Source organism: Mycobacterium sp. EPa45, from assembly GCF_001021385.1.
In the GTDB taxonomy this organism is placed as follows: domain Bacteria; phylum Actinomycetota; class Actinomycetes; order Mycobacteriales; family Mycobacteriaceae; genus Mycobacterium.
Window position 1 is genome coordinate 3,515,364 of record NZ_CP011773.1, and the last position, 24,220, is coordinate 3,539,583.

The window sequence follows — 24,220 nt, forward strand, 5'->3', positions numbered from 1 at the left end:
GCCTCCTGAAACGGCCACGATCACCTACTGGCCGGGCGTCATTCCGGGAACCGGTGTCTCCACCGGGACGGGAACACCCAGCGGGATCCGGCCACCGGCGGCGGGCGGGGGTGCGTTCGGGTCGCTCACGGGCGCGTTCGGATCGGCGGCCGGGGCCGGCGGCGGCGTGTACGGCCGGATCGACTCGGCGAGCGCCTTGGCGGCGGCCGGATCGATCGGATCCTTGGCGGTACCCAGCCACACCACGAACCAGCGCTGGTTGCGCTGTTCGCGCGGCGCGTTCGGGACGGCGGTTCCGACCACACCGGCCCAGATCTGGCCGTTGGGCTTGGTGGTATCGGTGAACTTCACCTCGTAGGAGGAGAAGTTGCCCGGCATGTCACCGGCCTGCAGTGCCCCGCTCTGCTGGTTGATCCGCACGCCCGGGAACGGCATGAAGAATTCGCCCATGTCCGACGCCAGCCGGACCGCGGCCTTGCCGTTGTCCTGCTCGGCGCCGGCGAACAGCTTCAGGTCCAGTCGGCCCAGGATGACGCTGGTGTCGTTGGCAGTCGGGGCGGGCTGACCGTTCTCAGCCGGCGCGGTGGTCTTGCTCAGCAGCGCCTGGCCGTAGTTCAGCCGTGACGCGTCAGACACCACCCAGCCCGCGGGCAGCAGGTAGCTGAAGCCGCCCGCCGTGTTGGGGACGCGACCCGGCTCCAGCGGTGCGGGAGGCGGCGGCGGCGCGTTGGGATCCGCGGCCGGCGGCACCACCGGCGGGGCGTTCGGATCGGCGGGCGGCGGCGGTGGTGCGTTGGGATCCGCGGGCGGCGGCACCACCGGTGCGTTGGGATCGGTGGCCGGCGGTGCGGCCGGCGGGGCGGCTGGCGCCGCCGTGGTGGGTGTCGGCGTCGCGGGATCGGCGACGGCAGACGTCGACGGCAGGGCGATTGTGACGGCGGTAGCGGCGGTCACCGCGGTGACCGCGAACGCCGTCCACAGGCCCGGCCGTCGCGAGATCGAGTCCGGCTGCGTCATGGCGATGAACCTACCGTGTTACAGCCGTGACGCAAGTGTGGCCTGCTCACGATGTGGCGCGGTGTAACGCTGTTGCGAGCTTACAAATCCGGGCATAAATGCAGGTCGCTGCGCGGTCGTCAGCGGGCTGCGGCGTGCAGGGCGACTTCCTGCGCCTTGACTGTGAACCACACGTCGTCCCCGGCAGCCAGCCTCAAGCCGGCCGCCGACTCCGCGGTGATGTCGGCGGCCAGGCCGGGCGCGCCGTCCGCCTGCTCCTGCCCGCGCACCCGTACCCGCGCGCCATCGGCATCCAGCTCGGCGACGCGGACCTGGACGCTGTTGCGTGGGCTGCCGTGCGGCAGTTCGCGGTACACCGCGACCGCGGCCGGCGAGAACACCGCCACCAGCGCGCCCGATTCCGGCGGATGCACGGCATGGCACCCGTGCCACAGGGTGCCGTCCGCGGCACGCAGGGCCTCCGATCCGTCCGCCACGCCCCGGACCACGTTCACGCCGGCGATGCGGGCGCCGAACATGCTGCGCGGCGCGGCCAGGACCTCACCGACCGCGCCGATCTCGGCGACGCGGCCGTCGTCGAGCACCAGCACCCGGTCGGCCAGCGTCAGCACATCGAGCAGATCGTGGGTGATCAGCAGCGTCGCCCGACCCGATTCCGACGACACCCGGCGCAGCAACGCCCGCACCGAGGCCGCCACCGCGACATCGAGCCCGGCCAGCGGCTCGTCGAGCAGCAGCACCTCCGGCTCGGCGGCCAACGCCCGCGCGATCGCGGCCCGCTGCGCCTGCCCGCCGGACAGCTGATCCGGTTTGCGCGCGGCCAGCTCGGTCAGTCCCACCTCGGCCAGCCATGCCGTCGCGGTGCGGCGCGTTGCCGCCCGCCCGGCCCCGCGGCTGCGCGGCGCGAACTCGACGTTGGCCTGCACAGTCAAGTGCGGAAACAGCAGCGGATCTTGCAGCAGCAGCCCGACGCGGCGGTCGTGGGTGGCCACCGAGATGCCGGCCGCGGTGTCGGTCAGCGTCCGCCCGCCGAGCCGCACCGAGCCCGAATCTGGTTGCAGCAGACCGGCAATGACATGCAGCGTGGTGGACTTGCCTGCACCGTTGGGCCCGAGGATGGCCAGCACTTCCCCACTGGCGACCTCAAACGCCACCTCGTAGGACCGGTCGGTCACCACGGCCGTGAACTGCAGCTCAGCCATTGCCGGCCCAGCCCGACAACCGCCGCACCCCGAGCCCGAGTACCACCACCGCGGCCACCCCGACCAACAGCAGCGACAGCGCGACCGCCGCGTCGGCGTCGCTCTCCCGCTGCAGATAGATCTCCAGCGGCAGGGTTCTGGTGACGCCTTGGCGCGAACCGGCGAAGGTGAGGGTGGCCCCGAACTCACCGAGCGACCGGGCGAAGGCCAGCACGGCGCCCGATACCAGGCCCGGCGTCAGCAGCGGCAACGTCACCCGCCACCACACGGTCGCCGGTCCGGCCCCCAGCGTCGCCGCCACGACGTCGTAGTCGCTTCCCCGGGTGCGTGCCGCGCCCTCCAGCGCGATCACCAGGAACGGCAGCGAAACGAACGTCTGGGCCAGCACCACAGCGGTGGTGGTGAACGCGATCCGGATACCCGCCGCCTCCAGATAGCTACCGAGCAGGCCGAGGCGGCCGAAGGCGTACAGCAACGCGATTCCACCGACCACCGGCGGCAGAACCAGCGGCAACAGGATCAGCGGACGCATCGCGCGCACGACCGGGCCGTCGTTGCGGGCCAGAACCAGAGCCATCGGCACACCCAGAACCAGGCAGATCACGGTGCTGGCCGCCGCTGTGCGCAGACTCAGCAACAGCGCGGCCTGCGACGGTGCACTGCTGATCAGGGACCAGAAGTGCGTCCAATCGACCTTGACCGCCATCGCCGCCAACGGCAACACCACGAAGGCCGCGCCGAGCGCCGCGGGCACGTACACCCAACGGGGCAGCGGGGGCTGCGTGCGGTGCGCCCGGCTGCGCTTCACCCGACACACCCTAGGGCGAAACATCATGTCGTGTCCGGATCGTGTCGGAGCGGCATTGGCCTCTTTAGCTACCGTCCAGTAACATTTCCTCTAATCAACGAGGAGGTCGAAGGCGATGGACGTGCTGGTCACCGGAGGTGACACCGAACTGGGTCGCACGATCGCGGAGGGCTTCCGCGACGCAGGCCACAAGGTCGTCATCAGCGGAGCGCGCCGCGACGATCTCGAGGTGGCCGCCAAGGAACTCGACGTCGACGCCATCGTGTGCGACACCACCGATGCCGAGAGCCTGGCCGAGCTGCGCAGCCAGTTCCCGCATCACCTGGACACCATCGTTCACGTACCCGCGCCGGCCTGGGTCGGCGACGATCCCCGCACCTACACGCTGAGCGAGACCGCGAAGGCCTGGCGAACGGCCCTGGATACCAGCGTCCTGTCCGCGGTGCTGCTCGTGCAGAACATCGGTGATCACCTGCGCGCGGGCGGATCGATCGTGACCGTCGTTCCGGAGAACCCGCGCGACGGCGGCGCCGATGCCGCGGTCAAGGCCGCACTGTCGAATTGGACTGCGGGACAATCGGATTACTTCGGAACCCGCGGCATCACCGTCAACACCGTGGCCTGCGGCCGCAGTGCCGAGCCGTCGTACGACGGATTGTCCACCGCCCCGCCGTCGGCGGCGGCGGAGATCGCGCGCCTGGCGCTGTTCCTGACCACGCCCGCGGCCCGGCACATCACCGGCCAGACAGTGCACGTCGGCCGGGGCGCGCTCGCCAACTTCGGCTGATCGGTTCACCTGCCATTCGCCGGCGAGGACTAACGTCGCATAAGTGACGATCCGACTCGGAATCCAGATCCCCAACTTCTCCTACGGGACCGGCGTCCCGGAGTTGTTTCCCACGGTCATCGCGCAGGCCCAGGAGGCCGAAGCGGCCGGCGCTGACGCCGTCCTCGTGATGGACCACTTCTATCAGCTGCCCAACCTCGGCAAGCCCGAGGAGCCGATGCTGGAGGCCTACACGGCCCTGGGTGCTCTGGCGAATGCGACGCAGCGGGTGCAGCTGGGCACACTCGTCACCGGCAACACCTACCGCAACCCGACGCTGCTGGCCAAGGCGATCACCACGCTCGACGTGATCAGCCAGGGCCGCGCGATCCTGGGCATCGGCACCGGCTGGTTCGAGCTCGAGCACGACTCGCTGGGCTACGAGTTCGGCACCTTCACCGACCGGTTCAACAAGCTCGACGAGGCACTGCAGATCATCCTGCCGATGCTCGCGGGCGAGCGGGTGACCGTGGACGGCAAGTACTACCGGACCAACGAGGCGTTCGCCATTCCCCGGTTCCGCGATCACATTCCGCTGATGATCGGCGGCAGCGGCGAGAAGAAGACAATTCCGTTGGCCGCCAAGTACTTCGACCACCTCAACGTCATCGCCGGATTCGACGAGCTGCCCCGCAAGGTCCAGGTCGTCAACGAGCAGTGCGAAAAGGTCGGCCGCGACCCCGCCACGCTGGAGACCAGCATGCTGGTCTTCGCCCTGATCGACGAGAACATCACCGCCGACTTCATTCCCGAGGACGTCAGGCAGCGTGCGGTCTGGGGAGCCCCCGAGCAGATCGCCGAGCAGATCAAAACCAACGTGCTCGACGCCGGCGTCGACGGTGTCATCCTCAGCCCGGTCACGCACCTGGACGGCTACCACCCCGGCCGGATCACCGCCGTCGCCGAGGTCTTACGCCCGCTGCTTGGCGGGTAATCGGTGGGCGTGGCCTAGATCACCTGATCGGCACGGGTACCGCCGCGAAACCGATTGCCCGGGCGACTACCGTAGTAGGTGTCCTGTGCATGTCGTTGAGGAGCTGAAATGACCCACCCCGGTGCCACTCCATCGGATAAGCACAAGGTCGTCATCATCGGATCGGGATTTGGCGGCCTGAACGCCGCCAAGCATCTCAAGCGAGCCGACGTCGACATCAAGATGATCGCCAAGACCACCCACCACCTGTTCCAGCCGCTGCTGTACCAGGTGGCCACCGGCATCATCTCGGAAGGCGAGATCGCCCCGCCGACCCGCGTGGTGCTGCGCGACCAGAAGAACTGCCAGGTTCTGCTGGGCGAGGTCACCAACATCGATCTGTCGAACAAGACGGTCGACTCGATCCTGCTGGGCCACACCTACCGGACCCCGTACGACACGTTGATCGTGGCCGCCGGGGCGGGACAGTCCTATTTCGGCAACGACCACTTCGCCGAGTGGGCGCCCGGTATGAAGACCATCGACGACGCACTGGAACTTCGCGGCCGCATTCTGGGCGCCTTCGAGCAGGCCGAGCGGTCGAGCGATCCGGTCCGCCGGGCGAAGCTGCTGACCTTCGTCGTCGTCGGCGCCGGCCCCACGGGTGTCGAGATGGCCGGCCAGATCGCCGAACTCGCCGACCACACCCTCAAGGGTGCGTTCCGGCACATCGACTCCACGCGCGCGCGGGTGATCCTGCTTGACGCCGCCCCGGCCGTGCTGCCGCCGATGGGCGAGAAGCTCGGTAAGAAGGCCGCCGACCGGCTGGAGAAGCTGGGCGTTGAGATCCAGCTCGGCGCGATGGTCACCGACGTCGACCGCAACGGCATCACCGTCAAGCGCGGAGACGGCAGCCTGGACCGCATCGAATGCGCCACCAAGGTGTGGTCGGCCGGTGTGTCGGCCAGCCCGCTCGGCAAGATCATCGCCGACCAGTCCGGCGCCGAGATCGACCGGGCCGGCCGCGTCAAAGTGCTACCGGACCTCACCGTTCCCGGCAACCCGAACGTGTTCGTGGTCGGCGACATGGCGTTCGTCGACGGTGTCCCCGGCATGGCGCAGGGTGCCATCCAGGGCGCCAAGTACGCCGCCAAGCTGGTCAAGGCCGAGCTCAAGGGCGCCGACCCGGCGGCTCGTGAGCCGTTCCAGTACTTCGACAAGGGCTCCATGGCGACGGTGTCGCGGTACTCGGCGGTCGCCAAGATCGGCAAGATCGAGTTCAGCGGCTACATCGCCTGGCTGGCCTGGCTGTTCCTGCACCTGATCTACCTGGTCGGCTTCAAGGCGCGGCTGACCACGTCGTTGTCGTGGATCAGCACGTTCATCGGCAGCCACCGCGGTCAGCTGACGATCACCGAGCAGCAGGCGTACGCCCGAACCAGAATCGAACAGCTCGAGGAGATCGCGGCCACGGTGGAGGACGAGAAAGCCGCCAGCTGACCTCGCCTGCGCTGACTGGGAATCGCCCGTGAGCGCAGGCCAAATCAGCGTGTTCACCGCTCGGCTGCCCTAGCATGATCAGCGCAGACAGACTGACTACAAGGGGGCTCGATGACATCCAATCGTTCCGTGCGTCGCGCGGCTGCGGCAGCGATCGGCGCCGGCGCGGTGTTGCTCAGCGTGGCAGGCCCGGCTGGGTTGCTCTTGGCCGGCCCGGCCGCAGCCGACCCGCCGCCCAACTGCACCACCGCGGACATGACCGGAATCATGTCCGGCGTGTCGGCGGCGATGTCGAACTACCTGTTCACGCACCCGGACGTCAACGCATTCTTCTCCGGTCTGCAGGGGCTGCCGAAAGATCAGGTCAAGACCCAGACGCAGCAATACCTGAACGCCAACCCGCAAATTCGCGCCGACCTGGATGGCATCCGCCAGCCGTCGACCGACTTCCGCAGCCGCTGCGGCCTTCCGCAACGCCCGCTTGCACCCGGCGTGATCTAGCGGCGCCCCGGCGCGCTCGCACGTCCGTCGTACGCCGCACCCTAAGGTGGTCGGCGTGGTCGTGAAGCCCGACGAGATCGTTTACCGCGTGCTGCAGCGGCTGCCAACCCGCATGCTCTCGCTGCGCACGATCGTCATCGTGGCGGCGCTGTCCGTCGTCATCCTGGTGCTCACTCTGGGCACCTGGGTGTGGCTGGGCGTCACCAACGACCAGTACAGCCAGCTCGACCGCAGGCTTGACTCGGTGAGCAGCCTCGGTGACGTCGGGTCGCTGCTGACGACCGCGAAGCCGGCTGCGGCGGGCACCCCCACCCCCGACGGAAACCTGGTGCGCACCATCCGGGTCGGGGCGATGGCGATGTCGGTGCCGCCGGAGGTCGTACTGCCCCAGCTGGACAACGGCTACGCCAACACCACGATCGACGGCGTCGAGTACCGGGTGCGGACCTTCTCGGTCGGTGGGGCCACTATCGCGCTGGGCGCGCCGCTGGCCGAGACTCAGCGCCGCATCGCCGAACTGCATCTGCGGGTGCTGTTGATCTGCACCGGGGTCATCGCCGGCACCGTGCTGGTGGGGTGGCTGATCTCGCTGATCATGATCAACCCGTTTCGGCTGCTGGCGCAGCAGGCCCGCGCGATCAACGCCCAGTCCAACCCCGACGACGTCCAGGTCCGCGGCGTCAAGGAGGCGGTCGAGATCGCCGAGGCCGTCGAAGGCATGCTGGCCCGGATCGGTGACGAGCAGGGCCGCACCAAGGCCGCGCTCGAGTCCGCCCGGGACTTCGCGGCGGTGGCCTCCCACGAACTGCGCACTCCGCTGACCGCGATGCGCACCAACCTCGAGGTGCTCTCCACGCTCGACCTCGCGCCCGAACAGCGCAACGAGGTGATCGGCGACGTGATCCGCACCCAGAGCCGCATCGAGGCCACGCTCACCGCGCTGGAGCGGCTGGCCCAGGGCGAGTTGACCACGGCCGACGATTTCGTGCCCTTCGACGTCACCGAACTGCTCGACCGCGCCGCACACGACGCCGAGCGGATCTACCGCGACCTCAAGGTCTCGCTGGTGCCCTCTCCCGCGGTGTTGATGGTCGGGCTGCCGGTGGGGCTGCGGCTCGTGATCGACAACGCGATTGCCAACGCGGTCAAGCACGGTGCGGCCACCGAGGTGCAACTGTCGGTGTCCAGCTCGGCCGCCGGAGTACAGATCACCGTCGACGACGACGGCAGCGGCGTTCCCGAAGACGAGCGGGCCGCGGTGTTCGAGCGGTTCTCCCGCGGCTCTACCGCGTCCCGGTCAGGGTCGGGTCTCGGACTGGCGCTGGTCGCCCAGCAGGCCGAATTGCACGGTGGCACAGCATCATTGACCACCAGCCCGTTGGGCGGCGCCCGGCTGGTGCTGACTCTGGCCGGCCGTCACGAGTAGAGCCGCGGGCCCTGCCAGGTCGACAAGCTGCCGCCCTTGGCGAGGTCGAGGGTGACGCCGGCCGCGTCGGTGGCCGGCTCCGGGTAGCGCAGTTCGCTCACGCAGGCCAGCGGAGTACCCAGTGCATCGTCGGCCACCGAGGCCGGCCCGAGCTCGACGCGGTGTCGCAGCAGCGGGGTGCCTGCCACGTCGGCGCGCATAGCGCCGCTCCAAAACCCTTCGCGCTCACCGGTTCTGCCTATCTGAACCCGCTCCCGGATCCGCAGGCGGGCCGTGTCGTCGAGGCAGATCGTCAGTTCGCTGAGGTGCGCGGCGTCGGCCGCCACGATCGTCGGCCCGGGGTCGACGTCGAGCTCACCGGCGGCCTCGATATGCCAGCAGGCGTGTGACTGGGTGGTGGTGGCGCCGGGCAGCGCAACGGTCGCCGCGGCGCTGCGCAGCCGCAGTCGCGCACCGGGTTCTACGATGATCCGGATCGCGATGGTGTCCCCGCCCAGCGGCGTCGCTGCCGCCGACACCAGGTGCACGGTGTCGGGTTCGGTGTGCCGCGCGGCCAGAGCCCCGCGACATTCGATGCGGGGCAGCCGGCCCGGCTGCGCCACCACCACGACATCGGAACGCACTGCGACTCAGGCGGGCTCGTTGACGCGCAGCTGCTCGCGCACCCACGTCAGCACTGCGGATGCCGCCGGATCCTCGGTCAGGGAGATCAGCACCGTGGGCCGTCCTTCACGCACCTTGGCGGCGTCGCGGCGCATGACGTCGAGGTCGGCGCCGACCAGCGGCGCCAGGTCGGTCTTGTTGACCACCAGCAGATCCGAGAACGTCACCCCCGGGCCGCCCTTGCGCGGCACCTTGTCTCCCCCGGCCACGTCGACGACGAAGATCTGGACGTCGACCAGCCCGGAGGAGAACGTCGCGGTCAGATTGTCCCCACCGGATTCCACCAGGATCAGGTCCAGCTGGTCGTGTCCGGCGATCAGGTCGTCGATGGCGTCGAGGTTGGCGGTGATGTCGTCGCGGATCGCGGTGTGCGGGCAGCCGCCGGTCTGCACCGCGGCGATCCGGTCCTCGGGCAACACCGCGTGGCGGCGCAGGAAGTCGGCGTCCTCGGTGGTGTAGATGTCGTTGGTCAACACCGCCAGCGACAGCTCGTCACGCAGCTGGCGGCACAGCGCGGCCACCAGCGCGGTCTTGCCCGAGCCGACCGGGCCGCCGATCCCGATCCGCAGCGGCTCCCCCGGTTGGCGGCTCCGCTTGGGCCGGTCCGCGTGCGCGTGCGGCTGGCCGTCTGTGAAATGTGGTGGCATGCGGCTTCTTTCAGGAGACGAACAGAGGACGTTCGCGTTGGGCGTGCCGCTGCGCGAGCTCGTCGAGCAGCGGATCGGACAGGTCGGCCAGCCCGGCGGCGGCCAGCCCGGCGGTGTCTTCGCACAGTTGCGCCAGGCCGAAGGTCAGCGCCGCGACGTCGGCGGGATCCAGCGCCAGCAGCCGCTGAGCGGCGGTGGCGGTACCGGTCATCGTGGTGTAGACGAGCGACAGCGCGGTCTGCCCGGGGCTCAATCCGCTGACCGCACCGACGCGCCCGGCGATCACTGCCAGATGTGGGCGGGGACCCAGCGCATCCCAATTCTGCGCAGGCCAGACCCTACGGGCCAGCCGCAGCAGCCCACGGCCCTGGGCGCGGGACGCCTGACGGGCCGCGGGTGACGGTGTGCGAGAGTCGGTTTCGGCATCGGCGCCCCCCACGGTCAGGTCGCCGCGGTGCACGGCGGCCGCGACTGAGGCCATCACCAACCCGCTGGTGCGGATCCGGCGGCGCAGATAGGCATCCAGCGTGGTGAGGTCGACCACCAGCTTGCTGGTCACCGCCTCCTCCACCCCGCCGGAATGCACGTGACCGCCGGTGGGCAACCGCGAGTCGGCCAGCGTCAGCAGTGTGATCAGCGAGGACATCAGAACGCTCAGAACAGGAAGTAGCGCTGCGCCATCGGCAGTTCGGTGGCGGGTTGTTCGGCCCAGACCTCGCCGTCGATGCGCACGGTGAACGTGTCGGGGTCGACCTCGATGCGGGGCCGGGCGTCGTTGAGCGGCATCTGCGCCTTACCGATGGCGCGCACATTGCCGACGGCCACCAGTTTGCGGTTGACCGCGATCCGGTCGGCCAGTCCATCCTCGATGGCCTGCGGAGCGACGAAGTGCACCGAGGTGGCGGCCGCGGCTGCGGGTGCGGCGCCGAACATCGGTCGGGGCAGGACCGGCTGTGGCGTCGGAATCGAGGCGTTGGCATCACCCATCGCAGCCCACGCGATCATGCCGCCCTTGAGCACCGCATGCGGGCGCACACCGAAGAACGCGGGCTCCCACAGCACCAGGTCGGCCAGCTTGCCGACCTCCACCGAGCCGATCTCGCGGTCGAGGCCGTGCGCGACGGCCGGGCAGATCGTGTACTTCGCGATATAGCGACGCACCCGGTTGTTGTCCGCCGCCCCATCACCTGCCAAGGCTCCGCGGCGACGCTTCATCACATGAGCGGTCTGCCAGGTGCGCAGCACCACCTCGCCGATACGGCCCATCGCCTGCGCGTCGCTGCCGATCATCGAGATTGCCCCGAGGTCGTGCAATAGGTCTTCGGCGGCGATCGTCGACGGCCGGATGCGGCTTTCGGCGAACGCCAGATCCTCGGGCACGCTGGGGTTCAGGTGATGGCAGACCATCAGCATGTCGAGGTGTTCGTCGAGGGTGTTGACGGTGTGCGGGCGGGTCGGGTTGGTGGAGCTCGGCAACACATACGACTCGGCCGCGACAGTGATGATGTCCGGGGCGTGCCCGCCGCCGGCGCCCTCGGTGTGATAGGCGTGGATGTTGCGGCCCTTGATCGCGGCCAGCGTGTCCTCGACGAAGCCGGCCTCGTTGAGGGTGTCGGTGTGGATGTTCACCTGCACCCCGGCGGCCTCGGCCACCGTCAGGCACGCGTCGATCGCCGCCGGAGTTGTCCCCCAGTCCTCATGCAGCTTGAAACCTGCTGCCCCGGAACGCAACTGCTCCCACATCGCGTCGGCGTTGACGGTGTTCCCCTTGCCGAGTAGCGCAACGTTCAGCGGCCAGTGATCGAGCGACTCCAGCATGCGGCCCAGATGCCACGCGCCCGGCGTGACGGTGGTGGCCTTGGAGCCCTCGGCGGGTCCGGTGCCGCCGGCCACGATCGTGGTGATGCCACCGCCGATCGCTTCTTCCATGATCTGTGGACAGATCAGGTGCACGTGACAGTCGATCGCCCCGGCGGTGAGGATGCGACCATTACCGGCGATGATCTCCGTCGACGGGCCGACCACCAGGTCGGGATGCACACCCGACATGATGTCGGGGTTGCCGGCCTTGCCGATGGCTACGATGCGACCGTCACGAATGCCGATGTCGGCCTTGATGATTCCCCAGTAGTCGATGATCACCGCGCCGGTGATCACGGTGTCGGGCGCGCCATCGGCGCGGGTCGCCCGCCCCTGACCCATCGACTCGCGCAGCACCTTGCCGCCGCCGAACACCGCCTCGTTTCCGGCCAGCCCGGGGCCGCCGCTGCGGTCCTCGGTGATCTCGACGAGCAGGTCGGTGTCGGCCAGCCGGATCCGGTCGCCGGTGGTGGGGCCGAACAGCGCGGCGTAGCGCGCTCTGGACAGCTCGGTCATGCATCCAGCTTTCCGGGTGGATTGAGGCTCAAGCCGTGCACCTCACGGCTTCCTGCGAGCGGAACCAGGGAGACTCGTTGCACCACACCGGGTTCGAAACGCACGGCGGTGCCCGCGGGAATGTCGAACCGGTACCCGTGCGCGGCCGCCCGGTCGAAGGACAGCGCGGCGTTGGCTTGCGGCAGATGCACGTGACTGCCGACCTGCACCGGCCGGTCACCGGTGTTCACGATCTCCAGCTCGATACGCGCGGCGCCGGCATTGATCTCGATCTCACCGTCACCGAGAAAGACCTCACCGGGAATCATGCTGTCCTTTCTGGTCTCACGGAATCGGGTGGTGGACGGTCACCAGCTTGGTGCCGTCCGGGAACGTGGCTTCGACCTGCACGTCGTGCAGCATCTCGGGCACGCCCTCCATCACGTCGTCGCGCGAGAGCACCTCACGGCCACTGACCATCAGGTCGGCGACGGTGCGACCGTCGCGCGCGCCTTCCAGGACGTGGTCGGTGATGATCGCGACCGTCTCGGGATAGTTGAGCTTCAGCCCGCGCGCCTGCCTGCGGCGGGCGAGGTCGGCGGCATAGGACAGCAGCAACCGGTCGGTCTCGTGCGGTGTCAGTTGCATAGTGCGCGATCCTGCCACGCCCACACGCGATCAGCAGGACGGCGAGGGGCCGCTACGCCTGCGGCGCCTCGGGTTCGAGATTCTGCAGGCGCACCTGGCCGCGCGCGACGACCCTGTCCTTGTCGTCGCGGATCGTCACCAGCCACAGCTGCTGCCGACGGCCCCGGTGCACGGGCTCGGTCACGCCGTAGACGGTGCCGGCGGAGATCGCCCGCAGGAAGTCGGTGTTGTTGTTGACGCCCACGACGTTGCCGCCGCCGTTGGCGGCCAGCCAGACGAAAGCCGACGTGCTGGCCATCGACTCGATCATCGAGCAGTAGACCCCGCCGTGGACGATGCCCATCGGCTGCAGCAGTTTGGGCTGCACATCCAACTGGGCCTTGGCGCCGTCGACGGTCAGTTCGGTGAACACCAGACCGAGTTCGTTGTCGAACGGGGCGGAGAAGGCGATCTGCTCGATCGGCGACTGCTCTGATTGCACGCATCTGTGTCTACACCAGCATGGCCGAGACGAGGGACGGGCCCCGCGATGAATGCGGGGCCCGTCCTCGGCATGGACCGGGGGTTTCTGCAGCCCTCAGAAACTCCGGCGCGGTCCGTTGGTCTGGGGTAAGACTAGGCAAGGCTTGCCTAACTCACAAGCCCTACCCCGCTCGCCGAAGCGCTCGCACCGGCAGCCCGAAGCCGATCAGCGCGTCGAGTACCGCCTGACCGCGCCGCATGCAGGTGAGCTCGCCGCTGCCGGTCAGCGCCGGGACCTGGGTCGCGGTGATGACCACCGCCGAGCCCACCATCTGCCACATGGCCGCCGGGGTGAGCGCGCCCCGGCTCAGTCGGTGCAGGCCTTCAAAGATCGGTTCCAATGACCGGTGGCAGCGGTGTGCCGTCCAGGTGGCCAAGGCGAGCTCGTTGGGCAGTCGGACCACGTCGGTCGTCGCCCGATCATCGGGCAGCACCCGCAGCGTCGGATCCACGACCGCCGCCCAGTCGATCGAGCCTTCGGAGTCGACGTGCATCCACAGGTTGCCCGGTCCGGCATCCCAGGTCCGACCCTCGAGAACGAGCGCGGTAACCGCCCGGCCCAGTACGGCGTGCGTGAAGGTGGCCGCAAGCTGATGGCCGGCGGCGCGGCGGTCACCCAATTCGTCGGCGGCGTCGTCGAACATCTGCGCCAGTCGACCCGTCGAAACCACTGAATCCAGTGGCCACCAACGGCGGCGGGACACATCAGCCATGACAGCCACTCCGTGCACCCGGGGCGAATCCGGGCTCAGGTCACGTAACCGGCGACAGGATTCATGCAACGGCAAAATCCGGCGAATGGTCATTCCGTCGATCAACGGGTCAACCACGGCTGTGGTCACGGCACCTCCTCATTTATGGTTAGGTAAGCCTAACCATAAGAAAGGGCGGCTAGTTAGGCTGCCTTTTGTGAAAGCCGTCACAGTCTTGCCGCAGTTTCGTTGCGTGGCCTGCGACGACCCGGTCGCAGACCGGGGCATGGGAACACCGCCGACGGGAGCGGAGTTATCGACACATTGGATACGACGCGCGGTAGTAATCGGGAGTACGCTGATTTGACTGCCCACGGAGATGAACGGATATGGCCAAGTTGACTCGTCTCGGCGAACTTGAACGCGCGGTGATGGACCACTTGTGGGCCGCTGGCGAACCGCTCACGGTTCGACAGGTCCACGAGGCTCTGTGTACGCAGCGCGACCTCGCCTACACCACGGTGATGACCGTTCTGCAGCGCCTTGCCCGCAAGAATCTGGTCTCCCAGATCCGTGACGACCGCGCCCATCAGTACGCCCCCGTCCACGGCCGTGACGAACTGGTCGCCGGGTTGATGGTCGACGCGCTCGATCAGGCCTCCGACTCGGGTAGCCGGCAGGCCGCCCTGGTGCACTTCGTCGAACGGGTGGGTGTCGACGAGGCCGACGCGTTGCGCCGCGCCTTGGCGGAATTGGAGTCAAAGCACCGTTCAACCTGGCCCGCTGGCGGCACGCCCGACGCCTGAGAGACAATTTCAGCGTGTCCGCGCTGGCCTTCACCTTCCTCGCTTTGATGCTGGTTGGTCCGGTGCCCGCGCTGCTGGCGCGAGCCTCATGGCCGATGCGTGCGCCGCGTGCCGCGATCGTGCTCTGGCAGTCGGTTGCGGTGGCAGCGGTGCTGTCCGCGTTCAGTGCGGGACTGGCGATCGCCAGCAGGCTTTTCGCCCCAGGTCCCGACGGCCGCCCCACCGCCACGATCACCAGTGAGATCGAGGTTCTGGGCTGGCCGCTGTGGCTGGCGTACGTCGTCGTCTTCGCGATCACCCTGTTCATCGGCGCCCGGCTGCTCGTCGCGGTGGTGCAGGTCGCCGTCGCGACGCGACGGCGTCGGGCCCATCACCGGATGGTCGTCGATCTGCTCGGCGAATGCCGTCACGGCATGAGTGGCCTGCGGGTGCTCGACGTGTCCGAGCCGCTGGCCTACTGCCTGCCCGGAGTGCGCAGCCGCGTCGTGCTCAGCGAAGGCACCCTGTCCGCGTTGAGCGACTCCGAACTGGTCGCGATCCTCAGCCACGAGCGTGCCCACCTGCGTGCCCGTCACGACCTGGTGCTCGAGGCCTTCATCGCCGTACACACGGCGTTCCCCCGCTTCGTCCGTAGCGGAAGCGCCCTTGCCGCGGTTCGGCTGCTGGTCGAGATGCTGGCCGACGACGCGGCGGTGCGCACTGCCGGACCCGCTCCCCTGGCCCGCGCCCTGGTGGCATGCGCGTCGGGTCGGACCCCGAAAGGCGCACTGGCCGGCGGTGGCCCCACCACGCTGATCCGGGTGCGCCGCCTGGCTGGCCGGCCGAACAGCCTGCTGCTCTCGCTGGCCGCCTACACCGCCGCGGCCGCCGTGCTCGTGGTGCCCACCGTCGCGGTTGCGATGCCGTGGCTGACCGAACTGCACCGGCTATTTCTGACCTGAACCAATCCTGGCGAAAGTTTCAGAGCCACAACCACATTCACACAACTGAAAGGCGCGAGATGAGCTCATCGCAGACGGACGGCACTGCACAGATCGGTGTTACCGGATTGGCGGTGATGGGCTCGAACATCGCGCGGAACTTCGCTCACCACGGCTACACCGTCGCCCTGCACAACCGCTCGGTCGCCAAGACCGATGCCCTGCTCACCGAGCACGGCTCGGAAGGTACCTTCGTCCGCACCGAGACCATGGCGGAGTTCGCCGCCGCGCTGGAGAAGCCCCGCCGGGCGCTGATCATGGTCAAGGCCGGCGACCCCACCGACGCCGTGATCAACGAGCTGTGCGAGGTTTTCGAGCCCGGCGACATCATCATCGACGGTGGCAATGCGCTTTACACCGACACCATCCGCCGCGAGAAGGCGGTCCGCGAGCGCGGCCTGCACTTCGTCGGCGCCGGCATCTCCGGCGGCGAGGAAGGCGCGCTCAACGGGCCGTCGATCATGCCGGGCGGTCCTGCCGAGTCCTACAAGTCGCTGGGCCCGCTGCTCGAGGAGATCTCCGCCCACGTCGACGGCGTTCCGTGCTGCACCCACATCGGCCCCGACGGCGCCGGCCACTTCGTCAAGATGGTGCACAACGGCATCGAGTACTCCGATATGCAGCTCATCGGCGAGGCCTACCAGCTGCTGCGCGACGGGCTCGGCAAGTCCGCCCCCGAGATCGCCGAGATCTTCGCCGACTGGAACAAAGGCGACCTGGACAGCTACCTGATCGAGATCACCGCCGAGGTGCTCAAGCAGATCGACGCCAAGACCGGCAAGCCGCTGGTCGACGTCATCCTCGACGAGGCCGAGCAGAAGGGCACCGGCCGCTGGACGGTCAAATCCGCCCTCGACCTCGGGGTGCCGGTGACCGGTATCGCCGAGGCGGTCTTCGCCCGCGCCCTGTCGGGTTCGGTGGCACAGCGCAAGGCCACCACCGGCCTGGCCTCCGGCGACCTGGGTGAGCGACCCACGGATGCAACGCAATTCATCGACGACGTCAGCAAGGCGCTGTACGCGTCCAAGATCATCGCCTACGCGCAGGGCTTCAACCAGATCCAGGCCGGCAGCGCCGAATACAACTGGGGCATCACCCTCGGCGACATGGCCACCATCTGGCGCGGCGGCTGCATCATCCGGGCCAAGTTCCTCAACCGGATCAAGGAAGCATTCGACGAGGACGCGCAGTTGGCCACGCTGATCTCCGCGCCGTACTTCCGCGACGCCGTCGAAGCCGGAATCGACAGCTGGCGGCGCGTCGTGGTGAAGGCCACCGAGCTGGGCATCCCGATCCCCGGGTTCGCCTCGGCGCTGTCCTACTACGACGCGCTGCGCACCGAGCGGTTGCCCGCGGCGCTGACCCAGGGCCTGCGCGACTTCTTCGGTGCGCACACCTACGGCCGCATCGACGCCGACCCGGCCGCCCGCTTCCACACGCTGTGGAGCGGCGACCGCACCGAAGTCGAGGCCTGACAACTGGCAGTACCCTGAGGTACGTGCAGTTTCTCGACGGCCAGCGGCCTGCGTACGACCTGACCTACGACGACGTCTTCGTCGTGCCCAGCCGATCAGATGTCGCCTCGCGGTTCGACGTCGACCTGTCGACCTCGGATGGCACGGGCACGACGATCCCGGTCGTCGTGGCGAACATGACCGCGGTCGCGGGGCGGCGGATGGCCGAGACGGTCGCCCGCCGCGGAGGCATCGTCGTGCTGCCGCAAGACCTCCCGATCACTGCGGTCAAGGAGACCGTCGAGTTCGTGAAAAGCCGCGACCTGGTGGCTGACACCCCGGTGGTCCTGGCACCCGACGACTCGGTATCCGATGCCGTCGCGCTGATCCACAAACGTGCGCACGGGGTGGCCGTGGTGGTGTTCGAGGGCCGGCCCATCGGCCTGGTGACCGAGGCCGCCACCGCCGGCGTCGACCGGTTCGCGCGGGTTCGCGACATCGCGATCACCGACTTCGTCACCGCGCCCGCACACACCGAGCCCCGCCAGGTGTTCGAGCTGCTCGAGCACGCGCCGGTGGACGTCGCCGTCCTGACCGACGCCGATGGCGCTCTGGCCGGGGTGCTGACCCGGATCGGTGCCATCCGTGCGGGGATCTACACCCCCGCCGTCGACGCATCGGGCCGGCTGCGGATCGCGGCTGCGGTGGGCATCAACGGTGACGTGGCCGCCAAGGCGCAGGCCCTGGCCGAGGTCGGCGTCGACGTACTGGTGGTCGACACCGCACACGGCCATCAGCTCAAGATGCTCGACGCGATCAAGGCGGTGTCGTCACTGGACCTCGGCATCCCGCTGGCCGCGGGCAACGTCGTCTCGGCCGAAGGAGCGCGCGACCTGATCGGGGCCGGCGCGTCGATCGTCAAGGTCGGGGTCGGACCCGGCGCGATGTGCACCACCCGGATGATGACCGGCGTCGGGCGTCCGCAGTTCTCCGCCGTGCTCGAATGTTCCACCGCCGCACGGGAACTCGGCGCCCATGTGTGGGCCGACGGCGGCGTGCGCCACCCGCGCGATGTCGCGCTGGCCCTGGCGGCCGGAGCGTCCAACGTGATGATCGGATCCTGGTTCGCAGGCACCTATGAATCCCCGGGCGACCTGATGCGCGACCGCGACGGCCGGCCCTACAAGGAGAGCTACGGTATGGCCTCCAAACGGGCGGTGGCCGCCCGCACCTCCGCCGACAGCGCCTTCGACCGCGCCCGCAAGGCGTTGTTCGAGGAGGGCATCTCGACCTCACGGATGGCAGTGGACCCCAACCGCGGCGGAGTCGAGGACCTGCTCGACCACATCACATCCGGGGTTCGCAGCACCTGTACCTACGTCGGCGCGGCCACCATCGCCGAGTTACACGAACGGGTCGTGCTGGGCGTCCAGTCCGCGGCCGGCTTCGCCGAAGGGCACCCGCTGCCGACTGGCTGGTGAGCCGGGTTCACTAGGCCGAGCCGCTAACATAGGAGTCTGTCCAGACTCCGAGGAAAGGGATCTCCAGTGCCGCAGGCACCCGTCGAGGCGCCCGCGGACCGGGCTGCCCGGGGAGAGCGACCCGCCGACGAGGCCGACGCCGAACCCTCCACTAGTCAGCCGGGCGCACGGCCCGGCGACCCCGCGGTGAGGACCCGATGAGCGTCATCACCATCCTGCTCAGCTTCCTCGGGTTCATCGTGTTGACGCTGGGCACCGCGGTATTCGTGGCCGCGGAGTTCTCGCTGACGGCACTCGAGCGCAGCACGGTCGACGCCAACGCCCGAGTCGGTGGCCGGCGCGACAAGATCGTGCAGCGCGCGCACCGGACGCTGTCGTTTCAGCTGTCCGGCGCCCAGATCGGCATCTCGATCACCACACTGATCACCGGCTATCTCGCCGAGCCGTTGATCGCGCGGCTGCTGGCGGGCCCGCTGCACAGCGCCGGACTGCCCGCCGAGTGGGTGGACACCACCGCGCTGCTGATCGCGCTGCTGATCGCCACCTCGGTATCGATGGTGTTCGGCGAGCTGGTGGCCCAATACCTCGCGGTTGCCATCCCGCTGCAGACCGCACGGGTGGTGGCCGGTCCCCAGGTGCTGTTCTCGGCCTTGTTCACGCCACTGATCCAGCTGACCAACGGCTCCGCGAACTGGATGCTCAAACGCTTCGGCATCGAACCTGCCGACGAACTGCGCTCCGCCCGTTCACCCCAGGAGCTGGTGTCGCTGGTCCGCACGTCGGCCCGGCAGGGTTCACTGGACCAGCTCACCGCCTCGCTGGTCGACCGCTCGCTGCAGTTCGGCGCACGGACCGCCGAAGAGCTGATGACCCCACGCTCGAAGATCGAATCGCTCGAGGGCGACGACACCGTCGGCGACCTGCTCGCGATGGCCAAGGAAACCGGGCACTCCCGGTTCCCGGTCACCCGTGGCGACCTCGACGAGACCATCGGCCTGGTCCACCTCAAACAGGTCTTCGCGCTGCCGCACGCCAGCCGGGACAACACCCGGCTGGCGGCGCTGGCCCGGCAGGTCCCCGTGGTGCCCTCGACGCTGGATGGTGACGCGCTGATGTCGCAGCTGCGGGCCACCGGGCTGCAGACCGCGCTGGTGGCCGACGAATACGGCGGCATCGCCGGCATGGTCACCGTCGAGGACCTGATCGAGGAGATCGTCGGCGACATCCGCGATGAACACGACGAAGCCACCCCCGACGTGGAACGCACCGCCGACGGTTGGGAGGTATCAGGTCTGCTGCGCATCGACGAGGTCGCCGAGACCACCGATTTTCGCGCCTCGGAAGGCGACTACGAGACCATCGGCGGCCTGGTGATGTATGCGCTGGGGCACATCCCGGAAGTCGGTGAGTCGGTGGAGTTGCGCGCCTTCGACCCCGATGCCCCACTCGACGAGCAGCCCCGCTGGCGGGCGACCGTGCTGCGGATGGACGGCCGGCGGGTGGACGTGGTCGGCCTGGCCCCGGTGCCCGCCGACGAACCGGAGGCCACCGATGGGTGACGTCCTCGCCGTCCTGCTGACCCTGCTGCTGATCCTGGCGAACGCCTTCTTCGTCGGCGCGGAGTTCGCGCTGATCTCCGCGCGCCGCGACCGCCTCGAGGCGCTGGCCGAGCAGGGTAAACGCAGCGCCGTCACGGTGATCCGGGCCGGCGAGAACCTCTCGGTGATGCTGGCCGGAGCGCAGCTGGGCATCACGCTGTGTTCGATCATCCTGGGCCGGGTCGGCGAGCCGGCGGTGGCGCATCTGCTTGCGCCGGTCTTCGATCTTCTCGGAGTGCCCGACGCCGTTCTGCACACGGTGTCGTTCCTGGTGGCCATCACGGTGGTGGTGATCCTTCACGTCCTGCTCGGCGAGATGGTGCCCAAGAACATCGCGCTGGCCGGCCCGGAGAAGTCGGCAATGCTCCTGGTGCCGCCATACCTGTTGTGGGTCAAGGCAACCCGACCGGTCATCGCCTTCTACGACTGGTGTGCGCAGATGCTGGTGCGTGCCCTCGGCGTCGAACCCAAGACGGAGCTGGAGAACACCGTCTCCATGGTCGAACTGTCGGAGATGATCGCCGAGTCGCTGTCGGAGGGACTGCTGGACCAGGAGGAGCACATGCGACTCTCGCGAGCCCTGCAGATCCGCAATCGCGTCGTCAACGACGTGGCCGTCCCGGTGCGTGACATCCGCGCCGTGCCCGTGGCCCCGGCCGGCGGTGGTCCGACCGTGGCCGCAATCGAGCAGGCGCTCACCGAGACGGGTTACTCCCGATTCCCGATCACCGACGCCGCCGGCGACTTCATCGGCTTCATCCACATCAAGGACATCCTCGACCAGATGGACGACCGCGATGCGGTGGTCGACAGCGCGGTGGTGCGCCCGCTGCCGCGGGTGCCCGCCGACATGCCGCTGCCCGACGCCCTGTCGCAACTGCGCCGAGACAACAGCCACCTGGCCCTGGTCACCGACGGCGATCAGTCGGTCTGCGCGATGGTCGCATTGGAGGACCTCGTCGAGGACGTGATCGGCACGGTGCGCGACGGGATGCACCGTGCGTGACGGAGTCCGGGCGCAGGAGGTGTGGCTGGGGCGGGCGCAAGCCCACCGCGCCCGGGTGGATGCGTTCATCGGACCGCACCGAGACCGCGCCCGGCGCGGTGACGCTCACCCGGTGTGGGATTTCCTGTTCACCTACTACAGCCTGCGTCCCCGCCAGCTGCGGGTGTGGCACCCCGGCTACGGCACCGCGCTGGCCGGCCCGGCCGGCGCCGAATACCTCGACCGCGCCGGGTACACCGCCACAGCCGACGGCGTGACCGTCAGCGCTGAATACCTGCGCTCCCGGCTGTCGACGGTCCGCTTCGTGGCCGACCTGCTGCGCGCCACCGAGGCGCGTGCGCCGCAGTTCGGCTGCTTCGGCATGCACGAGTGGGCGATGGTCTACCGCACCGACGCCGTCCGCCACGGCACGGTGCCGCTGCGCCTCGGTGGCGCAGGCACCGACGCGGTGGTCGAGTCGACACCATTGCGCTGCACCCACTTCGACGCGTATCGGTTCTTCACGACCGCGGCCGCGCCGCGCAACCGCGGGCAACCGACGCGTGCCACTCAGCGCGACTGGGAACAGCCGGGGTGTCTGCACGCGAACATGGATCTCTACAAGTGGTGCTTCAAGCTCGGACCGCTGGTGAATTCGGAGTTGCTGGTGGGCTGCCTGGAGCTGGCCGCGGACGCACGTGAACTCGACATGCGGGCCAGTCCCTATGACCTGTCGGACTTCGGGTTTGAGCCCATCACCGTCGAGGAACCCGCCGGGCGAGCGGAATACGTCCGGCGCCAGGGGGTTATAGCCGAGCGCGCCGCGCCGTTGCGGGCGGCGCTGCTGGCGTGGTGTGAGCGGCTGCTGGGTGCGGAGGTGGCCTACGACACTGTGTCGGAGGGGTTCCTACCTGCGGGTAAGATGAATTGATTGTCGTGAGGGAGGACAGATGAGCGATCGCGTGCCCGTGGGCAACCTGCGTGTGGCGCAGGTGTTGTACGACTTCATCACCAACGAGGCGCTGCCCGGCACCGGGATTGACGCCGACAGCTTCTGGGCCGGCGTGGACAAGGTCGTCACCGACCTGACGCCGCAGAATCAGGACCTGCTGGCCCGCCGCGACGATCTGCAGGCGCAGATCGACAAGTGGCACCGCCAGCGGATCATCGGCGGTATCGACGCCAGTGAGTACCAGCAGTTCCTCACCGACATCGGCTACCTGCAGCCGGACCCGGGTGACTTCAGCATCACCACCTCCGGAGTGGACGACGAGATCACCACCACGGCAGGCCCGCAGCTGGTGGTTCCGATCCTCAACGCCCGGTTCGCGCTGAACGCCGCGAATGCGCGCTGGGGCTCGCTATACGACGCGCTGTACGGCACCGACGTCATCAGCACCGAGGGCGGCGCCGAACCTGGCACCAGCTACAACAAGGTGCGCGGCGATAAGGTCATCGCCTACGCCCGGGACTTCCTCGACAAGGCCGTTCCGCTGGCGTCGGGCTCTTGGGCCGATGCCACCGGACTCAGCGTCGCCGACGGTGTGCTCGAGGTCGCGCAGGATGAGCAGTCCTCCGGTCTGGCCAGCCCGGAGAAGTTCCTCGGCTACACCGGTGAACTCGGCGAACCCGCCTGGTCGGTGCTGCTGGTCAACAACGGTCTGCATATCGAGATCCTGATCGACCCCGAATCCCCGGTCGGCAAGACCGACAAAGCCGGCATCAAAGACGTCGTGCTGGAGTCGGCGATCACCACGATCATGGACTTCGAGGACTCGGTGGCCGCCGTCGACGCCGACGACAAGGTGCTCGGATACCGCAACTGGCTCGGCCTCAACAAGGGCGACCTGGCCGAAGAGGTCAGCAAGGGCGGCAAGACCTTCACCCGCGTGCTCAACGACGACCGCACCTACAAGACGGCTCGGCCCGATGTCGCCGACGGATCGGCTCCGGCAGACGGCAGCACTTTCACTCTGCCCGGCCGCTCCCTGCTGTTCGTCCGCAACGTCGGGCATCTGATGACCAATGACGCGATCGTCGACTCTGACGGCAACGAGATTCCCGAGGGTATCCAGGACGCCCTGTTCACCAGCCTGATCGCGGTGCACGGGCTCAAGGCCGAGGACGGCAGCCCGCGGCAGAACAGCCGCACCGGCTCGATCTACATCGTGAAGCCGAAGATGCACGGGCCAGACGAGGTCGCGTTCACCTGCGAACTGTTCAGCCGCGTCGAGGACGTGCTGGGCCTGCCGCAGAACACCATCAAGGTCGGCATCATGGACGAGGAGCGCCGTACCTCGGCCAACCTCAAGGCCTGCATCAAGGCCGCCGCCGACCGGGTTGCGTTCATCAACACCGGCTTCCTGGACCGCACCGGCGACGAGATCCACACCTCGATGGAGGCCGGCCCGATGATCCGCAAGGGCGCCATGAAGAGCCAGCCGTGGATCAAGGCCTACGAAGACCAGAACGTCGACATCGGCCTGGCGACCGGGTTCTCCGGCAAGGCCCAGATCGGAAAAGGCATGTGGGCCATGACCGACCTGATGGCCGACATGGTGGAGCAGAAGATCGGTCAGCCCAAGGCCGGCGCCACCACCGCGTGGGTGCCGTCGCCGACGGCGGCCACGCTGCACGCCATGCACTACCACTACGTCGACGTCTACGAGGTTCACAAGGAGCTGGCCGGGAAGTCCCGCACCAGCATCGACGAGTTGCTGACGATCCCGCTGGCCAAGGAGCTCGCGTGGTCGCCGGAGGAGATCCACGAAGAGGTGGACAACAACTGCCAGTCGATTCTCGGCTACGTGGTGCGCTGGATCGACGCCGGTGTCGGCTGCTCGAAGGTGCCCGACATTCACGACGTCGCGCTGATGGAAGATCGTGCGACGCTGCGCATTTCAAGCCAGCTACTGGCGAACTGGTTGCGGCACGGCGTGATCACCGAGGACGACGTCCGCGAGAGCCTGCGCCGGATGGCGGCGGTGGTCGACGAGCAGAACGCCAAGGATCCCGACTTCAAGCCGATGGCGACGGACCCGGACAACAGCATCGCGTTCCAGGCCGCTCAGGAGCTGATCCTGGCCGGCGCGGCCCAGCCGAACGGCTACACCGAGCCGATCCTGCATCGGCGCCGCCGGGAGTACAAGGCCAGTACCGGCGCCTGACCTCCAAGCTGCACCGCATCACCGTTGAA

The 24,220-nt window shown here is 68.6% G+C and carries 24 protein-coding genes; 13 read left to right on the forward strand and 11 right to left on the reverse strand.

Going from position 1 to position 24,220, the window contains the following annotated elements; genetic code table 11:
- Positions 1 to 24: 24 nt before the first annotated feature.
- The 3 genes from AB431_RS16880 to AB431_RS16890 all read right to left on the reverse strand — a co-directional run bounded on the left by AB431_RS16880 (position 25) and on the right by AB431_RS16890 (position 3,027).
- On the reverse strand, positions 25 to 1,017 hold the full coding sequence (locus tag AB431_RS16880; protein ID WP_047330897.1) for an APA family fibronectin-binding glycoprotein: 993 nt from the start codon (positions 1,015 to 1,017) through the stop codon (positions 25 to 27).
- Between the two features lie 119 nt (positions 1,018 to 1,136).
- A complete protein-coding gene (locus tag AB431_RS16885) occupies positions 1,137 to 2,219 on the reverse strand; it encodes a sulfate/molybdate ABC transporter ATP-binding protein (protein WP_047330898.1) in 1,083 nt (360 codons plus the stop codon).
- Complete coding sequence (locus tag AB431_RS16890) at positions 2,212 to 3,027, reverse strand: ABC transporter permease (protein ID WP_235435700.1); 816 nt, start codon at positions 3,025 to 3,027, stop codon at positions 2,212 to 2,214. The genes AB431_RS16885 and AB431_RS16890 overlap by 8 nt, the downstream gene beginning before the upstream one ends.
- Before the next feature lie 115 nt (positions 3,028 to 3,142).
- On the opposite strand from AB431_RS16890, the gene AB431_RS16895 reads away from it, so the two are divergent.
- From AB431_RS16895 to AB431_RS16915, 5 genes are all read left to right on the forward strand, one after another.
- Complete coding sequence (locus AB431_RS16895; RefSeq protein WP_047330899.1) at positions 3,143 to 3,814, forward strand: SDR family oxidoreductase; 672 nt, start codon at positions 3,143 to 3,145, stop codon at positions 3,812 to 3,814.
- A 43-nt stretch (positions 3,815 to 3,857) separates the two neighbouring features.
- Entirely contained in the window at positions 3,858 to 4,787 is a 930-nt protein-coding gene (locus AB431_RS16900; RefSeq protein WP_047330900.1) for an LLM class F420-dependent oxidoreductase, read from the forward strand.
- Between the two features lie 108 nt (positions 4,788 to 4,895).
- A complete protein-coding gene (locus AB431_RS16905; protein WP_047330901.1) occupies positions 4,896 to 6,266 on the forward strand; it encodes an NAD(P)/FAD-dependent oxidoreductase in 1,371 nt (456 codons plus the stop codon).
- 111 nt (positions 6,267 to 6,377) lie between these two features.
- Positions 6,378 to 6,767 (forward strand): heme-binding protein, encoded by a 390-nt coding sequence (locus tag AB431_RS16910; RefSeq protein WP_047330902.1) that lies wholly within the window; start codon positions 6,378 to 6,380, stop codon positions 6,765 to 6,767.
- A gap of 112 nt (positions 6,768 to 6,879) precedes the next feature.
- On the forward strand, positions 6,880 to 8,193 hold the full coding sequence (locus AB431_RS16915) for a HAMP domain-containing sensor histidine kinase (protein WP_047333515.1): 1,314 nt from the start codon (positions 6,880 to 6,882) through the stop codon (positions 8,191 to 8,193).
- Here the strand turns inward: AB431_RS16915 and AB431_RS16920 are convergent.
- The 8 genes from AB431_RS16920 to AB431_RS16955 all read right to left on the reverse strand — a co-directional run bounded on the left by AB431_RS16920 (position 8,184) and on the right by AB431_RS16955 (position 13,870).
- The gene (locus AB431_RS16920) at positions 8,184 to 8,816 is read right to left on the reverse strand and encodes an urease accessory protein UreD (RefSeq protein ID WP_047330903.1); all 633 of its coding nucleotides are present in this window, start codon (positions 8,814 to 8,816) and stop codon (positions 8,184 to 8,186) included. The genes AB431_RS16915 and AB431_RS16920 overlap by 10 nt on opposite strands.
- 6 nt (positions 8,817 to 8,822) lie before the next feature.
- Positions 8,823 to 9,503 carry an urease accessory protein UreG gene (gene ureG / locus AB431_RS16925; RefSeq protein ID WP_047330904.1) on the reverse strand — a complete coding sequence of 227 codons (681 nt, stop codon included), beginning with the start codon at positions 9,501 to 9,503 and terminating at the stop codon, positions 8,823 to 8,825.
- Between the two features lie 10 nt (positions 9,504 to 9,513).
- On the reverse strand, positions 9,514 to 10,149 hold the full coding sequence (locus tag AB431_RS16930; protein ID WP_047330905.1) for an urease accessory protein UreF: 636 nt from the start codon (positions 10,147 to 10,149) through the stop codon (positions 9,514 to 9,516).
- A gap of 8 nt (positions 10,150 to 10,157) precedes the next feature.
- Positions 10,158 to 11,879, reverse strand: coding sequence for an urease subunit alpha (locus AB431_RS16935; RefSeq protein ID WP_047330906.1), 1,722 nt, complete (start codon positions 11,877 to 11,879; stop codon positions 10,158 to 10,160).
- Positions 11,876 to 12,187, reverse strand: a complete 312-nt coding sequence (locus AB431_RS16940) for an urease subunit beta (RefSeq protein WP_047330907.1) — start codon at positions 12,185 to 12,187, stop codon at positions 11,876 to 11,878. Before AB431_RS16940 ends, AB431_RS16935 begins: the two co-directional genes overlap by 4 nt.
- 16 nt (positions 12,188 to 12,203) lie before the next feature.
- Positions 12,204 to 12,506, reverse strand: coding sequence for an urease subunit gamma (locus AB431_RS16945; protein WP_047330908.1), 303 nt, complete (start codon positions 12,504 to 12,506; stop codon positions 12,204 to 12,206).
- A gap of 52 nt (positions 12,507 to 12,558) precedes the next feature.
- On the reverse strand, positions 12,559 to 12,987 hold the full coding sequence (locus tag AB431_RS16950; protein WP_047330909.1) for a PaaI family thioesterase: 429 nt from the start codon (positions 12,985 to 12,987) through the stop codon (positions 12,559 to 12,561).
- A 163-nt stretch (positions 12,988 to 13,150) separates the two neighbouring features.
- Entirely contained in the window at positions 13,151 to 13,870 is a 720-nt protein-coding gene (locus tag AB431_RS16955; protein WP_047330910.1) for a hypothetical protein, read from the reverse strand.
- A gap of 239 nt (positions 13,871 to 14,109) precedes the next feature.
- On the opposite strand from AB431_RS16955, the gene AB431_RS16960 reads away from it, so the two are divergent.
- From AB431_RS16960 to AB431_RS16995, 8 genes are all read left to right on the forward strand, one after another.
- Positions 14,110 to 14,526 carry a BlaI/MecI/CopY family transcriptional regulator gene (locus AB431_RS16960; RefSeq protein ID WP_047330911.1) on the forward strand — a complete coding sequence of 139 codons (417 nt, stop codon included), beginning with the start codon at positions 14,110 to 14,112 and terminating at the stop codon, positions 14,524 to 14,526.
- Between the two features lie 14 nt (positions 14,527 to 14,540).
- A complete protein-coding gene (locus AB431_RS16965; RefSeq protein WP_047330912.1) occupies positions 14,541 to 15,467 on the forward strand; it encodes a M56 family metallopeptidase in 927 nt (308 codons plus the stop codon).
- Between the two features lie 59 nt (positions 15,468 to 15,526).
- The gene (gene gndA, locus AB431_RS16970) at positions 15,527 to 16,981 is read left to right on the forward strand and encodes an NADP-dependent phosphogluconate dehydrogenase (protein ID WP_047330913.1); all 1,455 of its coding nucleotides are present in this window, start codon (positions 15,527 to 15,529) and stop codon (positions 16,979 to 16,981) included.
- Between the two features lie 23 nt (positions 16,982 to 17,004).
- A complete protein-coding gene (locus AB431_RS16975) occupies positions 17,005 to 18,441 on the forward strand; it encodes a GuaB1 family IMP dehydrogenase-related protein (RefSeq protein ID WP_047330914.1) in 1,437 nt (478 codons plus the stop codon).
- A 197-nt stretch (positions 18,442 to 18,638) separates the two neighbouring features.
- On the forward strand, positions 18,639 to 20,000 hold the full coding sequence (locus tag AB431_RS16980; RefSeq protein WP_047330915.1) for a hemolysin family protein: 1,362 nt from the start codon (positions 18,639 to 18,641) through the stop codon (positions 19,998 to 20,000).
- On the forward strand, positions 19,993 to 21,045 hold the full coding sequence (locus AB431_RS16985; protein WP_047330916.1) for a hemolysin family protein: 1,053 nt from the start codon (positions 19,993 to 19,995) through the stop codon (positions 21,043 to 21,045). Before AB431_RS16980 ends, AB431_RS16985 begins: the two co-directional genes overlap by 8 nt.
- Complete coding sequence (locus tag AB431_RS16990; protein WP_047330917.1) at positions 21,038 to 21,955, forward strand: hypothetical protein; 918 nt, start codon at positions 21,038 to 21,040, stop codon at positions 21,953 to 21,955. The genes AB431_RS16985 and AB431_RS16990 overlap by 8 nt, the downstream gene beginning before the upstream one ends.
- Before the next feature lie 19 nt (positions 21,956 to 21,974).
- Entirely contained in the window at positions 21,975 to 24,191 is a 2,217-nt protein-coding gene (locus AB431_RS16995) for a malate synthase G (RefSeq protein WP_047330918.1), read from the forward strand.
- Positions 24,192 to 24,220: the final 29 nt, after the last annotated feature.

Excerpts from the sequence above, each read along its gene's own strand:
- AB431_RS16880 (WP_047330897.1), bottom strand. The coding sequence starts at position 1,017 with ATGACGCAGCCGGACTCGATCTCGCGACGGCCGGGCCTGTGGACGGCG.
- AB431_RS16885 (WP_047330898.1), bottom strand. The coding sequence starts at position 2,219 with ATGGCTGAGCTGCAGTTCACGGCCGTGGTGACCGACCGGTCCTACGAG.
- AB431_RS16895 (WP_047330899.1), top strand. The coding sequence starts at position 3,143 with ATGGACGTGCTGGTCACCGGAGGTGACACCGAACTGGGTCGCACGATC.
- AB431_RS16905 (WP_047330901.1), top strand. The coding sequence starts at position 4,896 with ATGACCCACCCCGGTGCCACTCCATCGGATAAGCACAAGGTCGTCATC.
- AB431_RS16910 (WP_047330902.1), top strand. The coding sequence starts at position 6,378 with ATGACATCCAATCGTTCCGTGCGTCGCGCGGCTGCGGCAGCGATCGGC.
- AB431_RS16915 (WP_047333515.1), top strand. The coding sequence starts at position 6,880 with ATGCTCTCGCTGCGCACGATCGTCATCGTGGCGGCGCTGTCCGTCGTC.
- ureG (WP_047330904.1), bottom strand. The coding sequence starts at position 9,503 with ATGCCACCACATTTCACAGACGGCCAGCCGCACGCGCACGCGGACCGG.
- AB431_RS16930 (WP_047330905.1), bottom strand. The coding sequence starts at position 10,149 with ATGTCCTCGCTGATCACACTGCTGACGCTGGCCGACTCGCGGTTGCCC.
- AB431_RS16935 (WP_047330906.1), bottom strand. The coding sequence starts at position 11,879 with ATGACCGAGCTGTCCAGAGCGCGCTACGCCGCGCTGTTCGGCCCCACC.
- AB431_RS16940 (WP_047330907.1), bottom strand. The coding sequence starts at position 12,187 with ATGATTCCCGGTGAGGTCTTTCTCGGTGACGGTGAGATCGAGATCAAT.
- AB431_RS16945 (WP_047330908.1), bottom strand. The coding sequence starts at position 12,506 with ATGCAACTGACACCGCACGAGACCGACCGGTTGCTGCTGTCCTATGCC.
- AB431_RS16960 (WP_047330911.1), top strand. The coding sequence starts at position 14,110 with ATGGCCAAGTTGACTCGTCTCGGCGAACTTGAACGCGCGGTGATGGAC.
- gndA (WP_047330913.1), top strand. The coding sequence starts at position 15,527 with ATGAGCTCATCGCAGACGGACGGCACTGCACAGATCGGTGTTACCGGA.
- AB431_RS16980 (WP_047330915.1), top strand. The coding sequence starts at position 18,639 with ATGAGCGTCATCACCATCCTGCTCAGCTTCCTCGGGTTCATCGTGTTG.
- AB431_RS16985 (WP_047330916.1), top strand. The coding sequence starts at position 19,993 with ATGGGTGACGTCCTCGCCGTCCTGCTGACCCTGCTGCTGATCCTGGCG.
- AB431_RS16995 (WP_047330918.1), top strand. The coding sequence starts at position 21,975 with ATGAGCGATCGCGTGCCCGTGGGCAACCTGCGTGTGGCGCAGGTGTTG.